The 16,806-nt window shown below is 67.3% G+C and carries 2 protein-coding genes; both read left to right on the plus strand.

Going from position 1 to position 16,806, the window contains the following annotated elements; all coding sequences use genetic code 11:
* Position 1 precedes the first annotated feature (1 nt).
* Positions 2–8,155 carry a lamin tail domain-containing protein gene (locus AKJ08_RS04155; protein WP_157370460.1) on the plus strand — a complete coding sequence of 2,718 codons (8,154 nt, stop codon included), beginning with the start codon at positions 2–4 and terminating at the stop codon, positions 8,153–8,155.
* A gap of 365 nt (positions 8,156–8,520) precedes the next feature.
* Positions 8,521–16,527: a lamin tail domain-containing protein gene (locus tag AKJ08_RS04160; RefSeq protein WP_157370461.1), complete on the plus strand. Its 8,007-nt coding sequence runs from the start codon at positions 8,521–8,523 to the stop codon at positions 16,525–16,527.
* Positions 16,528–16,806: the final 279 nt, after the last annotated feature.

The following is a 16,806-nucleotide window of genomic DNA, read 5'->3' on the forward strand; positions in this document are numbered from 1 at the left end:
GATGATGTCCAAGCCGTGGTTCGCACGTAGTCTTGCCCTGGCCGTGCTCGCGGTCTCCGCCTGTGGCGGAAAACCCGACCTGAAAACCGTCGCGGATGGCGTGGAGATCGTCACGCTCGCGGCGAATCCTCCAACCGTCGCCGCAGGCGGACGCGTCGAAATCTCGTGGAAGACCCAGAACGCCGAGCATGTGGCGCTCGCGGCGAATGGCGCGCCGGTCGATCTCGCCGGTGCGCAGGCAGCGGACGGCAAGGTCTCGGTAGTGGTCGACGCCGAGACGGTGTTCGCCCTGGCCGCCACCGGGAAGACGCCGAGCGACGTCAAGACCCGCTCGGTCACGGTGCAGCTCGCCGGTGCTGGCGACCCGAGGATCGTCTCCTTCGCGGCGGACCCCGCCCTGGTGGACGAGGGCCAGAAGACGACTCTCACCTGGAGGACGGAGGGCGCCGAGACGATCCGCATCCTGGACGGCGCGCTGAACGTTGTCGACCTGGGCGGAGCGGCCGCGCCCGAGGGATCGGTGCAGGTCGCCGTTCCGGCCTCGACCACGTTCCGCCTCGTCGCGGAGAGCGGGACGAAGAAGGCCGAGGCCACCGCGTCGGTGAGGGTGAAAGGCACGCCCGTCGCGACGCTCACCGTCACCCCCGCGCGGATCGTCCACGGCGGATCCTCGACGCTGAGCTGGGAAGCGCAGGACGCCGCGTCGATCGAGATCGTCGACGATGAAGGCCAGACGGTCGTGGACAGCAGCACCCAGCTCACCGGCACCTTCGTGGTATCGCCCTCCTTCACCACGAGCTACCGCCTCACCGCCGTGAACGGCTCGAAGCAGAGCGTCGCCAGCGCCGTCGTCGAGGTCGAGCCGAAGATCACCTCGTTCCTCGTGGACGATTCGTCACCGGCGGGCATCGGCGCGCCCAAGTCCCTCTCCTGGGAAGTCGGCGGCGCCCGCGAGGTGGAGGTCTCGAATCTCTCGGGCGTGACACAGACCTTCATCGGCATGGCGGCGGCTCGTGGGACGGCGACGCTGCCGATGGGCTCCGACGGACGGTTCGAGCTGGTCGCGCGAAGCGGCTCCCTCGAGGCCCGGAAAGAGGTCTCGGCTGCGATCCTGCTCGAGCCCCGGATTGGAAGCTTCGCCGCGGAGCGGTCCACGCTGACGATCGGCGCCGACGGCCTGGCCACGGCGGTCCTGTCCTGGTCCGGCGTGGAGCGGGCCAGCCGGCTTCACCTCGTGGGCGAGACGGTGGGCGAGATCGCCGTCGACGGCAGCGCGGGCTCGGTCGAGGTCGCGCTCGAGGCCGACGAGAGCTTCACCCTCACCGCATCGAACGACTCGGGCGAGGTCAGCGCGAGCGCGACGGTGCGGCTCGTGCCGGCGGCGGCCATCGGCAGCTTCACGGCCCAGCCGGGACGGGTCGGGGCAGGGGAGTCGTTCGCGGTCTCCTGGACCACGACCGCCGCCACCTCGATCGAGCTCAGGCAGAACGGGGTCCTCGTTACGACCGACGACGGCTCGCTCTCCTCGGGAACGGCCCATCTCGTCGCCGCCGTCGATTCCACGATCGAGCTTCGCGCGTTCAACGATGCGGGCGACTTCGCCACGCGAACGCTCTCCGTCTCCGTGGGCGCGCCGATGAACGGCGCCTTCTCCGCGACCCCGGCCCGGCTCTGGGTCGGCGGGACCGCGACCCTCGCCTGGAGGAACCTCGGTGGAACCTCGCTCTCCGTGAAGCGGGGCGGCGTGGAGATCTTCTCGACGGCCGACCTCGCTCGGATCGCCGAAGGCTCGCACACCGTCATCGTCGACACCGCCGGGTCCACCACCTTTACCCTCGAGGTGAGGAACGGGGCCTCGCAGACCACGACCACCAGCGCCACCGTCGACGCCGGGACCGGCCCGCGGATCGCGTCGTTCTCCGTGGGACCCGCTCAGCTCCTGGCCGGCACCAACGTCAATATCTCGTGGCAGGCCAGCGACGATCCCAACGGCGTCGCGCCCGTGCTCTCGCTCGTGGACAATCGCGGTGGCACCTACACGATCCCCGCAGGCAGCTCCCGCGCGGGTTCGCTCCAGGCCCCCTTGAGCCAGGTCGGGGACTACACCTTCACCCTGACCGCCAGCACGCCGAGCGCGGGCTCAACGCCGGTGAGCCAGTCGAAGACGGTCACGGTCGTCGGCATGCCCGCCGCGACGCTGGTCGCGACTCCGACGGTCTTCGACCAGGAGGTAGCGCCTTCGGTGACCCTGTCGTGGACGTCGTCGAACGCGGCCTCGCTGGTGCTCTACCAGCTCGATGCCGCCGGGGCCCCGATCACGCCGCCGCTCCAGACCGTCCCCGCGGCCAATCGAGCCAGCGGCAGCATGCCGGTGGTCCCGACCCGCGCCACCACCTACCGCATCGTGGCCACCAACGCCCTCGGCAACTCGGTGAGCCCCGAGGCGACGGTCACCCTCGCGCCGACCCAGATCCTGACCTTCACTGCCACGGCGCCCACCTATCCCGCGCCTCCGGCGCCGCCTACGGTGGCGGTCGTCGCCGGCGATCCGGCGACCCTCGCATGGACCACCAAGCGGGCCACGCGGGTCGAGCTCGATGTCGCCAGCGGTCTCCTCCTCAATCCTTCGACCAAGCCCTACGTCGACATCACGACCCTGGGCTCGACGCCGCTGCCCGTCTCGGTGGTTCCCGGCTTTGCCACTGCGGCCGACGAGGGCTACGCGGATCTCGCATTCCCCGCCGGCTTCTCCTTCCCGTTCGGCGGGGTCGATCGGGCCTCCATTCGCGTCTTCACGAACGGCGTGGCGAGCTTCGATCTCTCTCCGCTGGCCAGCAGCACCAACACCTATACGAGCTCGGCGCTCGGTCCCGACTCGGCCAAGACCTGGGTCCACCTGGCTCCCTTCTGGGACGACCTCGTGATCGCCGACGCGGCCACCGGGATCCAGTGGCTGGGCGGATCGGACGCGGCCTCGGGGCTGCGCTACTTGATCGTCCAGTGGAAGGACGCGTTCTTCTTCAGCACGTCTGGCGTCAGCCTGAACTTCCAGATGGTGCTCTTCGAGGACGGAACGCACGAGTACCGATACGGCGCGATGAACGGAGGCTCGTCCAACCAGACCCGAGCCAACGGGAGCCAGGCCGCCATCGGTACGCGGGTCAGCGGCACGGTCTTCAAGATGCTCAACGACACCGCCCGCGTCGAGGTTCCCGGCGGAATGGCGAACCGGTCCCTCGCCTTGAGCTATCCGCCTTCCCTGGACGTGAACGGGAGCTTCTCCTGGGTTCCGATGGGCGGGTCCGGAGTCGTGACCCGTACGGCCACGCTCACCGCACGAGGCAACTCGACCGCGACCTCGACCGTGACGGTCGCGGTGCATCCGCGCGCGACCGTCGCCGCGACGCCGCCCGCGCGTGAAGTGCTCCGCGGCGAGAGCTTCACGCTCGCCTGGACCAGCACGAACGCGACCGCGCTGGTGGTTCGCGATCAGTCGGGCGCGGCGCGCTGCACGGCGATCGGCGCCCAGATCGCCTCGGGCTCTTGTGTGCTGAGTGAGGCGACCGCCGGACGCCACGCCTACACGATCCGGGCGACCGGCGCCCTGGGCCACACCGTGGATCGCGTGGTCGATGTCCCCGTCTACCTCCCCTTCGGGATCGAGACCTTCGCTGTCAGCGCGCCTTCGATCGACTACGGAGGCAGCGTCACCCTCAACTGGGAGACGGGTGGCTCGAGCTCGATGACACTGACCGCGAACGGCGTCTCCATCGATCTGACCGGCAAGAGCCCGGCGGCCGACAGCCTCGTGCACGCGCCGCAGAAGACGACGACCTACGTGCTCACCATCGAGGCCTCCGACGGTCGCACGCGCCAGGAGTCCCGCACCGTGACGGTCCGCACCGTCGACCTCGGCGTCGTGGCGTCCGCCGACAACGTCATTCCCGGTACACCGGTCACGCTGACCTGGACGGGCACGTCCCTCGTGCCCGGCGCGGACGTGACCATCCTCGCCCCGACGCCGATGGTCCCCGTCACCTCGGCTTTCGTGGATATCAGCGCCGATCCGACCGCGACCCGGATCATCGCCCCGAACCCCAACACCGACGACCTCTGGGGGAGCGTGGACCTGCGGACCGCGGCGCCTGGCTTCGTCTTCCCCTACTTCGGCGAGAGGTACGAGAAGCTCCGGGTCGGGATCAAGGGGGTCATCTCCTTCGATTCCACGCTCACGGGGGGCTATTTCTACAACAACTTCACGATGCCGAAGGCCGACGTCGGATCCAACCTGTACAGCCGCGTCGCCCTGGCTCCGTATTGGGGCGACAGCCGCACGCGAGCGGTGGGAACCGATACCGGAGTCGTCACCAAGTTCGTCTCGGGCGGCTCCGGTCCGGATCATTTCATCGTCCAGTTCCATCACCTCAAGATGGACGGGACCGGAAATGACACCGTGGACGTGAGCTTCCAGGTCGTCCTCTTCGCGGACGGCTCGTTCGAGTACCGATACGGCGCGATGGGACCCGTGAGCAACGCGAGCGCACAGGGCGGAGCCAAGACCATCGGTTATCAGATGCCGGGCGCTCTCATGGGCTACACGGTCTTCTACGGGGGTCCGTTCACCTCGAGTCCGGCCGCCGCTCTGGCGTTCCCGGGCGGGATCTCGAACAAGGCCTTCCGTTGGGAGCCCGTGGACCCCGGTACGACCAGCATCGTGGTCCAGCCGTCGGCGACCACGGACTACACCATCTGCGCGATCGTCGACGGACACCGGGAGTGCAGGACGGTAACGGTCCACGCCGACTTCGTCATCGACTCGTTCGCGACGAGCTCGGCGACGATCAACCGGGGTCAGACGGTGGACCTCACCTGGGCCACGAAGGGCGCGGAGGCCCTCTCGCTGAAGGCCAACGGCGTCGAGATCGCGAACGGGTCGACCGTCGCCATGACCGCGGGGAGCCTGACGGTCGCGCCGACCACGACCACGACCTACGTGCTCGAGCTCCGGAACAACTTCCTCAACCGGACGATCACCTCGACCAAGACCGTGACGGTGAAGCAGTTCTCGGTCGGCCTGCAGGCCTCGGCGTCGAACGTGGTTCCGGGTGGTCCGGTCACGCTCTCGTGGACGGCGGGCATGTTCTCGGGAGACTCGATGGCCTTGACCACGCCGATGGCCGAGGTGACGTCGCCCTTCGTGGATATCTCCGGGCAGCCCGGCGCTACCCAGATCATCGGCGCCGGTGCGGACACCACCATGGCCGATCTCCCCTTCGTCGGCGGGTTCACGTTCAATTATCTGGGGACCCCGTACAGCGGGGTGCGCGTGTCGACCGACGGCTTCCTGACCTTCGACGGAAGCGCGACCACGTCCTCGTCCAACTCCACGCTGCCGAGCTCGAGCAACAAGAAGGTGCACCTGGCGGCGTTCTGGAAGGACCTGCACACCCGCACGAACGGACGGGTCCATGCCCTCGCCACCCCGACCGAGGTCATCGTGCAGTGGAGCCGGATCAGCATGTACACCGGCTCCAGCGCGGCGGAGCACGACCTGAACTTCCAGATCGCGCTCCGGTCCGACGGCTCCTTCGAGTACCGATACGGGACCATGGCGGGCCTCTCCGGTACGAACACCTCGTCGAGCTGCTACCCGAGCACCTGCGCGAACGAGGCCAACGCCTCCTCCGCCACCATCGGCTACCAGGATCCGACCGGCGTGGCCGGATACCTGCTCTACATGGGCGGCACGAGCAACTCGGCGAGCAACTTCCCCTTCGCGGGTGGCCTCTCGAACCGCTCGTTCCGGTTCACGCCGTCGGCCGGCTCCGGCTCCGTGGTCGTGAATCCAGGGGACACGACGGGTTACCGGATCTGCGCGATCTCGGGGACGTTCATCGAGTGCTCGGATCTCGTGACGGTCACGTCGGAGTGGAAGATCGTCTCCTTCGATTCGAACGCGACCCAGGTGGACGTGGGGCAGCCGGTCACGCTCTCCTGGGTAACCACGGGCGGCGACGGCGTGCGTGTGACCGCGACTGCCGGAACCACGACGACACCGCTCGACGTGTCCAGCGCGGGCGTCTCGTCGGGTAGCGTCACGGCGTACCCGACCCAGACGACGACCTATACCTTCGAGCTCCGCTCCATGGGTCGAGGCAAGACCACGACGAAGTCCGTGACGGTCCGCACCGTCGGCGTCACGCTCGACGCGTCGACCACGACCGCTCTGCCGGGAGAGCCGGTGACCCTCACCTGGGATGTCAGCGGTCTCGACGGTGGGACACCGACGATGAGCTCCAACATCGTGGCGCTTTCGGAGGTGACCACCGCCTACGAGGACGTCACCACCTTCGGAGGCACGTTGGTGACGGGCCTCGGGCTCGGCGCGTCGACGACCAACGGTCCCAACGCCACGGTCGCGTTCCCTGCCGGGTTCGCCTTCCCGTACTTCGGACAGAACTACGACCGGATCCGGGTCGGCAACCAGGGTGTCCTCTCGTTCGATACCTCCCTGGACGGCTACCGCTTTTCGAACTTCCAGTTCCCGTCGACCGACTCGAACGGGATCAAGGTCCACCTCGCGCCGTTCTGGGGTGACGTCCAGACCGCCGCGTCCGGGAGCGCCTCGCATCCGGACGGTGGCGTCTACACCAAGTTCGTCCAGGTCCCTGGAGGCGTCGACTACTTCATCATCCAGTACCACCACCACCGGATCTACAGCGCTGCCGACGGCACGACCGACCTGAACTTCCAGGTCGTGCTCTTCAAGGATGGGACGGTGGAGTACCGCTACGCGGACATGCTCCCGCTCACCGGAAACAACCCCGTCCTGGGTGGGGCGAAGACGGTCGGCATCCAGAGGCCGGGCGGCGGCTGGGGACTCAACCTCCACTACGGCGGCGCCTACACCAGCACGCCGACGGCGAGTACGACGTATCCCGGCGGCTTCGCTCATCGCTCGTTCCGATTCGAGCCGCTGACCTCCTCGACCGGATCGCGGACCGTCATTATGAACCAGACCACGACGTACTACGTCTGCGGTGGACAGAGCGGATACTCGGAGTGCAAGGAGGTCACGATCGTCGTTCCTTCGGCCGGCGCCTCGGCGATCACCGAGCTCATGCTGGATCCGGACGGCGGCCCCGGCGGACAGTGGTTCAAGGTCCGGAACCTCGACAGTCGTCCGCAGAACCTCGAAGGCTGGGAGCTGGTCTCCAACGCCGGAAGCTTCACGATCGGCTCGCCTCTCGTGATCCCGGCGGGCGGCTTCGCGACCTTCGCCGCGTCCTCCGCGGTCGGGTTCACCCCGAGCGCCATCTACGGCAACAGCCTCGCCCTCAGTCCGGCGGGTGACAGCCTCGCGCTGAAGGCCGGAACGAGGGTGATCGCCTCAGTCACCTGGGGCTCCTCCTGGACGATCCCCCACGGGACCACGCTCGTCCTCGACCCCAGCTACCAGAAGCGCGGGACGGTCTCCAACGACGCCGCCAACCGGTGGTGCGCCGGGACCGCAGAAGGGTCGCCCGGATCCCTCGGCAGGGGGTGCAGGTTCACCACCTACGACGTGGACCTCGCCTCGGCGGCTCCGGTGATCGACATCTCGACGATCGGCGCCCCGGTCCCAGGGATCACCGGCTACCTCACGAAGGGTGACGTCAGCCTGAGCTTCCCGTTCCCGTTCTTCGGCGGGAGCTCCTCCACCCTGGGCGTGAGCTCGAACGGCTTCGTCACCATGGCCGGCGGCCTGGCCGCTTCGTATTTCACGAACGCCTCGCTGCCGTCGACGTCCCTCCCGGCGAGCCTCGGGATCGTCGCCGGCTTCTGGACCGATCTGAACTTCGTCACCGGTCAGAGCTGGGCCAAGTACGCCGAGGTCACCCGGGGTACCAATCGAGTCGCGGTCTTCCATTGGTACCGGTGGAAGCCCAACAGCTCGAGCACCGGCGCCTACGTCTCCGTCCAGATCCAGCTTTGGGACAACGGCGACATCGTCACGCACCAGGTGGAGTCGTCCGGTGACACCACATATACGAAGGGAAGCTCGGCGACGATCGGGATCCAGGCGCCGGGGACTTCGAGCCCGGCCACGCTCCTGTACTCGTACAACACGGCCTCGGTGGAGGCGGGTACCGTCATCCACTACCTCAAGAAGTAGCCGGTCGAATTGAAGATGGGGCGAACGGGCCCCCTGGCGCGAGCAGGTCTCGGGCCAGGGGGCCCTTCGTTTTTGAAGCGGCTGTCAGGATTTTCCATTTCGCGCGCCGCAGAACTTGCAAGCCATCGAGATCTCGATGGATTCGAATGCATGAAACTTTCTGTGTTGCGTGAAGTTATCTGTGTTTCAAATCTTGTTGCGCGTTGAGACCGGGTCTGCTCGGATTCGCTGCTCTGAAGTGGATTCTTGGTTTTTTGAATTGTCTCGCAACGAGGTCGGAGATGACGTCGAAGTCCTGGTTTGCAGGTTTTCTGGTCGTGGCGGCGTTGGCCGCCTCGGCATGTGGGGGTGGCGGTAAGGACCCCGTGAAATCCACGGCGGAGCGCGTGGAGATCGTCGATCTGATCGCGACACCCGAGCGTGTGGAGGCTGGCGCCAGCGTCGAGGTCTCTTGGAAGACGAAGCACGCCGAGTCCGTCGCGCTCACGGCCAACGGCGCGCCCGTCGAGCTCGGTGATTCGTCGGCCGAGGGCGGCGCGGTCTCCGTCGTGGTCGAGGCCGAGACGGTCTTCGAGCTCACCGCCACCGGCAAGGAGGCGGACGACGTCGCGACCCATCGGGTCACGGTGAAGCTCCTCGGCGACCAGCCGGAGATCCTCTCGTTCACGGCCAATCCCAGCGAGGTGGAGCAGGGGGATCAGACGACGATCTCCTGGAAGACCCACGGCGCCGACACCATTCGCCTCCTCGACGGCGCGCTGAACGACGTGGATGTCGGCGGGCAGCCGGCGGCAGAGGGCTCCGTGACGGTGCAGGTCTCCACCTCGACGACCTACAAGCTCGTGGCTTTGAAGGGCGAGGAGTCTGCCGAGGCGACCGTGGTCGTGAAGGTGAAGGGTGCGCCCACCGCGACCCTGACCGGCCCGGCGCAGATCGACCATGGCCAGTCGGCGACCCTTCGGTGGGAGGCCACGGACGCGGACTCGGTCTCGATCGTCGACGACGAGGATCGGATCGTCGTCGCGAGCACCACCGAGTTCAGCGGCTCCATCGTCGTCTCTCCGTCCTTCACCACAACCTATCGACTCGTCGCAGTCGGCAACGGCAAACAGGCCATCGCGTCCGCCATGGTCGCGGTGAAGCCCGTCATCACCACCTTCGAAGCCACCGACTCCGCGCCTGTCGCCGTCGGAGCGCCGAAGTCGCTGGTCTGGGCAGTGGGCGGGGCCCGCGAGGTCGAGATCTCCAACCTCTCCGGTGAGACGTCGACCTTCACGGGAGACGAAGCGGTGCAGGGTGCCGACTCGATGCCCGTTGGCGTGGATGGGAGGTTCCGTCTCGTGGCTCGCAGCGGCGCCCTCGAGACCAGCCGGGAGCTCACCGTCGAGATCCTCACCACTCCGGCGATCAGCAGCTTCGAGGCGGCGCGTCCGATCCTGACCGTCGACGCCGAAGGCCGCGCCACCGCCACCCTCACGTGGTCCGGCGTGGCGGGCGCGACGCGGCTGCGGCTCGACGGCGAGGGCATCGGCTCCATCGACATCGGCGATCAGGGCCTCCAGGGAGGCTCCGTGGACGTGGTGCTCGAGGCCGACGAGACCTTCACCCTCACGGCGTCGAACGACTCGGGCGACGTGGCCGCAACCGCGACGGTACGCCTCGTCCCCGAAGCGACGATCGTCGCCTTCGGTGCCGCGCCGGTACGGGTGGGGGCCGGGGAGCCTTTCGTCCTCTCGTGGGTCACCGCCGGCGCCGTCTCGATCGAGCTACTCCGGGGCGGCGAGCTCGTCCCGACCGAGGTCGACGCGGTCGCCTCGGGTGAGGTGGAGCTGCAGATCGCCTCGGATTCGGCATTCGAGCTCCGCGCGTACAACGGGGCGGGCGACTTCGCCTCGAGCGTGCTCGCGGTCACCGTCGGCGCACCTGTGAACACCTCGTTCACCGCGACGCCGGACCACCTCTGGGTGGGTGAAACGGCCATTCTCGCTTGGCAGAACCTCGGCGGGACCTCGCTCTCCGTGAAGCGGGGCAGCGTCGAGCTCTGCGCCACCACTGTACTCGCCGAGGTCGCCGACGGCACCTGCCTCGCCACCCTCGACCAGGAGGGGAGAGCCACCTTCACTCTCGAGGTGATCAACGGGGCAGGGCAGAGGACCTCTGCGTCCGTCACCGTCGAGGCCGGGACGGGCCCGCGGATCGCGTCGTTCTCAGTCGGGCCTGCGCAGCTCCTCGTCGGCACGAACGCGACGATCTCGTGGACCACGACGGACGATCCCGACGGAACCACGCCGACCCTCGCCCTGGTGGACGATCGCGGCGGAAGCTATTCGATCCCGGAGGGAAGCGAGCACCAGGGATCGCTACCGGCCGTCCTCGCCGAGGTAGGTGACTACACCTTCACGCTCACCGCGAGCACGCCGAGCCTTGCCTCCACCCCCGTGAGCCAGTCGAAGACGGTGACCGTCGTCGGCCTTCCGGCCGCCACCCTGGTGGCATCGCCGGTGGTCTTCGACACCGACGTCGCCGACCACGTGACGCTCTCGTGGACCTCTGCGAACGCCGCGTCGCTGGTCCTCTACCAGCTCGACGGCAGCGGGAATCCGATCACGCCGGCGCTCCTCACGGTTGCCGCAGGCGACCGGTCTGCCGGCAGCTTCCCCGTCGTGCCGGCCCGCGCAACGACCTATCGGATCGTGGCGACCAACGCCCTGGGCAACTCGGCGCAGGCCGAGGCCTCGGTGACCATCGCGCCGCCCGAAATCCTGAGCTTCACCGCGGAGCCCCTCGAAGTTGTCGCGGGCGACCAGGTGACGTTCGAGTGGACCACCAAGATGGCCACGGGCACTTCGCTCAGCGTGTTCGAATCCGGGCTCACGTTCGGCGAGTCGGAGGATTCCTACGTCGATATCAAGGCCAACGGCGGGACGTTCCTTCCCCTCTGGCAGTGCAACAGCACCTTCGAAACCAACGACCAGGGGTGCGCGACGCTCTCCTTCCCGTCCGGGTTCACCTTCCCCTTCGGCGGCGCGGATCGCAAGGCGATGGTCGTCTATGTGAACGGTGTGGTGAGCTTCGACCTGGCCCGGACCGGCAACAGCTATTCGACCACCACTTTCCCCACGACGAGCTCGACCTACCACTACGCCCATCTCGCGCCCTTCTGGGTCGATCTGAGGTTCCTGCCCCCCTCCACCGTCGGCGACATCTGGTACAAGCTCGGCTCGGATGACCGGGGCCGGTATCTCATCGTCCAGTGGAACCACGTAGCGTTCACGAACCAGTTGGGCGACCTGAACTTCGAGATCGTCCTCCGGGAGACCGGCGAGTTCGAATACCGGTACGGCTCGATGACGGACGCCTCCCGGGCGAACGGCTCGACCGCGACGATCGGCTACCAGACGCCGAATCAGTCCCGCTACCATGTGATCAGCCGCCTCAGCAACGTCCCGGGCGGCCTCGCGAATCGAAGCTTCCGATACTCGGCCCTTCCGAGCTTCGAGGCGAACGACAGCTACGTGTGGACACCATCGGTGCCCGGCCAGAGGACGGTCACCCTCACGGCGTTCGGGGCCGGGATCGCCACGGCCAGCGTCGACGTCACGATCCATCCGCGGGCCACGCTCGCCGTGACGGCGCCGTCGGGCGAGGTCCTCGAAGGCGAGGACTTCTCGCTCGGCTGGACCTCCTCGAACGCCTCGGCGGTCGAGGTGCTCGACGAGAGCGGCGCGATCCGGTGTACCGCCGCCGGCGACGCGATCGCGTCGGGGCGCTGCGTGCTGAGCGAGGCGGTCGAAGGCGTCTACGAGTACACCGTTCGTGCGACCGGAGCGCTCGGGAGCGAGGTGGAGCGGGTCGTCTCGGTCCAGGTCTACCACCGCTTCGAGATCGAGGAGTTCACGGTAAGTGAATCGGAGGTCGACTACGGCACACCCGTCACCTTGACCTGGGTGTCCGTCGGCGCCTCGGAGGTGACGCTGACGGCGAACGGGGTCGGGCTCGATCTCGGAGGCAAGAGCGTCGACGGCGACAGCATCGCCCACACGCCGGCGCGGCAAACCGTCTACAAGATCACCTTCTCGGCGGCCGATGGACGCACGCGCGAAGCGACCCGCTCCGTGACCGTCCGCACCTTCTCCGACTTCGACCTGACGGCGTCCTCGGACGATGTCGCGCCGGGTACGCCGGTCACGTTGAGCTGGTCCGGAGCCTCGCTCGTGCCCGGCCAGGACGTGACCTTCCTCGCGGCGGCGCCGATGGTGCCCGTCACCTCGGCCTACGTGGACATCAGCGCCGATCCTGGCGCGACCCGGATCATCGCGGCGAACGTGACGAGCGACGATACCTGGGCGACCGTCAATCTTGCGACGGCAGCCCCCGGTTTCACGTTCCCCTACTTCGGCGGGACCTACGACAAGCTCCGGGTTGGCATCAAGGGGATCGTCTCCTTCGACACCACGCTCACCGGTAGCACCTACTACCACAACCAGCGTCTCCCGAAGGCCGACGACTCCGAGGGCCGGTACGGCCAGGTCGCGCTGGCCGCGTACTGGGGCGATCTGCAGACCCGCACCAACGGCGGGGTCTTCACCAAGTTCGTGCGGGGCTCGGACGGCCCCGACGCCTTCATCATCCAGTATCACCACATGACCGTCTGGTCGGCGACCACCGCGGACATCAACCTCCAGATCGTCCTGTACGCGGATGGCTCCATGGAATACCGCTATGGGAGCTTCAGCAACACCGACGCGGGTCACACCAACAGCACCCAGGGAGCCGCCAAGACCATCGGTTACCAGATGCCCGGTGGCATGATCGGTTACACGGTCCATTACGGCGGAGTGTGGACGAGCTCTCCCCCCGCCTCCGGAATCTTCCCCGCCGGGATCTCGAACAAGGCCTTCCGTTGGGAGCCGATGGACCCCGGGACGACCAGCATCGTGGTTCAGCCGTCTGAGACCACCGACTACACCGTCTGCGCGATCGTCGACGGATACCGGGAGTGCAGAACGGTCACTGTCCGGGCCGACTTCTCCATCGACTCGTTCACGACGAGCTCGGCAGGCATCGACCGGGGTCAAACGGTGGACCTCACCTGGGCCACGAAGGGCGGGGATGCGCTCTCTCTGAAGGCCAACGGCGTCGAGATCGCCAACGAGACCGACGTCGCCATGGCAGCGGGGAGCCTGACGCACACGCCGACCGCTACCACGACGTATGTCCTGGAGCTCCGAAACGACTACCTCCAGCGCACGATCACCTCGACGAAGACCGTCACCGTGACGCAGTTCGAGCTTTCGCTGACGGCGTCCGCGCCGTCCGTCGACCCGGGCGGATCGGTGACGCTCTCGTGGACTGCCGACATGTTCGCGGGCGAGCCGGTGGCGCTGACCACGCCCATGACTGAGGTCCTGCCGCCCTTCGTGGACATCTCCACGACCGGCGCTACCGAGATCATCGGCGCCAGTTCGGACTCCACCATGGCCGACGTTGCGTTCGCCGACGGGTTCACGTTCAACTACCTCGGGAAGCCGTACAGCGCGGTGCGCGTGTCGACCGACGGCTTCCTGACCTTCGATGCCACCGCCACCACGGCTGCGAGCAACTCCACGCTGCCGAGCACGGGCAACAAGAAGGTGCACCTGGCGCCGTTCTGGAAGGACCTCCACACCCGTACGAACGGAAGAGTCTACGCCCTCGCCACCGCAACGCAGGTCGTCGTCCAGTGGAGCCACATCAGCATGAACGCCGGCTCCACGGCCACGGCGGAGCATGACCTGAACTTCCAGGTCGTGCTCGGGGCCGACGGCTCCTTCGAGTACCGCTACGGGACGATGGCCGGTCTCACGGCGCCGAACACGTCGTCGAACTGCTACCCGACCACCTGCCTGAACGAGGCGAACGCTTCGTCGGCCACCATCGGCTACCAGGAACCGACCGGCGTCGCGGGATCGCTGCTCTACATGGGCGGCACGAGCAACTCGGCGAACAACTTCCCCTTCGCGGGAGGCCTGTCGAACCGCTCGTTCCGGTTCACGCCGTTCGCCGGTTCCGGCTCCGTGGTCGTGAATCCAGGGGACACGACGGGTTACCGGATCTGCGCGATCTCGGGGACCTTCATCGAGTGCACGGATCTCGTGACGGTCACGTCGGAGTGGAAGATCCTCTCCTTCGGCGCGAGCGCGTCGGTGGTGGAGCCCGGCCAGCCGGTCACGCTCTCCTGGGCGACCGTGGGCGGTGACGACATCCGCTTGAGCGCAACGGTAGGGACCACGGTGACGCCGTTGGACGTGTCCGGTCAGGCGGTGGGGTCGGGCAGCTTCTCCGCCACCCCGACCGCGAAGACCACGTACACCTTCGAGCTCCGGTCGATGGGCCGGATCAAGACCGCGACCCGGACCGTGGAGACCCGCAACGTCGCCGTGTCCCTCTCCGCGTCGACCACGACCGCTCTGCCGGGCGAGCCGGTGACCCTGACCTGGGACGTCACCTCCCTCGGCGGAGGGACGCCGGCGATGAGCTCCAACATCGTCGTGTCGGAGGTGGCCTCTGCCTACGAGGACATCACGACCTCGGGAGGGACGCTGCTGCAGAACCTCGGCCTGGGCGCCTCGACCAGCACGGGATACGCCACCGTGGACTTCTCCGCGGTCGGATTCAGCTTCCCGTACTTCGGTCAGATCTACGACCGGATCAAGGTGGGCAACCAGGGCATTCTCTCGTTCGACACCACCCTGGACGGCTACCGCTGGTCGAACTACTCGCTCCCCTCGACGGACACGAACGGGATCAAGGTCCACTTCGCGCCGTTCTGGGGTGACGTCCAGACCGCGGCGGCGGGGAGCGCGGCGCATCCGGACGGCGGCGTCTATGCCAAGTTCGTCTCGGAGCCCGGGACCGTCGATCACTACATCATCCAGTACCACCACCACCGGATCTACTCGGCCACAGACGGCGCCACCGACCTGAACTTCCAGGTGGTGCTCTTCGCCGACGGCGCGGTGGAGTACCGCTACGGGGACATGCTCCCGCTCACCGGGAACAACCCGGTCCTGGGCGGCTCGAAGACGATCGGCTTCCAGAAGCCGGGCGGCGGCTGGGGCTACAACGTCCACTACGGCAACTCCTCGACCACCACCTACCCCGGCGGCTTCGGTCACCGCTCGTTCCGGTACGAGCCGATGGATCCGAGCGGCTCGCGGACCGTCACCGCAAGCAAGACCACGACGTACAATCTCTGTGCCACCGAGGCCGGATACACGGAGTGCAAGGAGGTCACGGTCGTCGTTCCGGTGGCGGGTTCCGCGGCGATCACCGAGCTCATGCTGGACCCTGCGGGCGGCCCCGCGGCACGGTGGTTCCAAATCCGCAACCTCGAGAAGACTCCGATCGACCTCGAGGGCTGGGAGATCGTCTCCGGCGAGGGATCCCACGTGATCGCGGCGCCAGTTGTCGTCCCCGGCGGCGGCTTCGCCACCTTCGCTGCCTCCGGCGCGGCAGGCTTCACGCCCAACGTCACGTGGGGCAGCGACCTCGCGCTCGATCCGGCCGGTGGCAGCGTGGCGCTGAAGGCCGGCTCCTCGGTTGTCGCCTCCGTCACCTGGGGCCCGACCTGGACGATCCCTCACGGGATCACGCTCATCCTCGACCCCAGCTATCACGAGAAGGGCGCGGTCTCGAACGACGCCTTCTCGCGCTGGTGCCGCGGGACTGCGTCTGGTTCGCCGGGCTCGCTCGGCAAGGGCTGCAGGTTCCAGGGCTACGATCTCGATCTCGGCCAGCCCGTTCCCTTCATCGACATCCGGCAGACCGGCGTCACGGTGGATTCGATGAAGGCCAACGGCGTGAGGACCACCGTAGACCTTCCGTTCTCCATGCCGATCTTCGGCACGAGCGCCAACCGCATCATCGTGAGCTCGACCGGCTGGATTTCCTTCAATGCCAGCCAAACGCTGACGGGAGGTCACTACTTCGCGCCGACCGCACTCCCTCGTCCGTCGACTGACACGCCGGAGGGCCCGATCTTCGCCGCCTTCTGGGACGACCTCGGCTGCAGCCAGACTGGCGCATGGGACTGGCAGTACGAGCACCGGACGCTAGGAGCGAACCAGGTCACGATCCTGCAGTGGAACAACTACGCCCGCTGCAGCAACACCGGCGGCACGACATTCCAGGTCCAGCTCTCGTCGAACGGCGACATGGCCGTGGTCTTCCGCGACATCGTGGCCGCCGCGGGCAGCTCGGCATGGGACGTGTACAACGGGAGCAACGCCTGGATCGGCCTCGAGGGGCCGGATCGGACCCAGCCGATTACGGCGCTCTACAAGACGGTGAAGCCGCTCGCGGGTCGCTCGTTCCGCTTCATCAAGAGGTAGGGATCGTTCACGAGTGACGCTCGAAACGAGGGCGCGAGATCCCTGGGTCTCGCGCCCTCTTGCGTTTTGACCTCGGCACGATCACCGGAAGCGGATCCGCTCGTCGGGTGGCGGGGAAGGGGGCGAATGAAAAATTGGATTAGAAACGGAGGCGCCACCGGTACAACTTTCTTGCACGTTGCCGGTCGGCCAAGACCGTGAATTCGCGCGGCAATCAGATTGAGGTCCGAAATTCAATATGCTTCTAAAGCAAAACGTTTGCCATGGATCTGTTGCAGT

This window comes from Vulgatibacter incomptus (assembly GCF_001263175.1).
Lineage (GTDB): Bacteria > Myxococcota > Myxococcia > Myxococcales > Vulgatibacteraceae > Vulgatibacter > Vulgatibacter incomptus.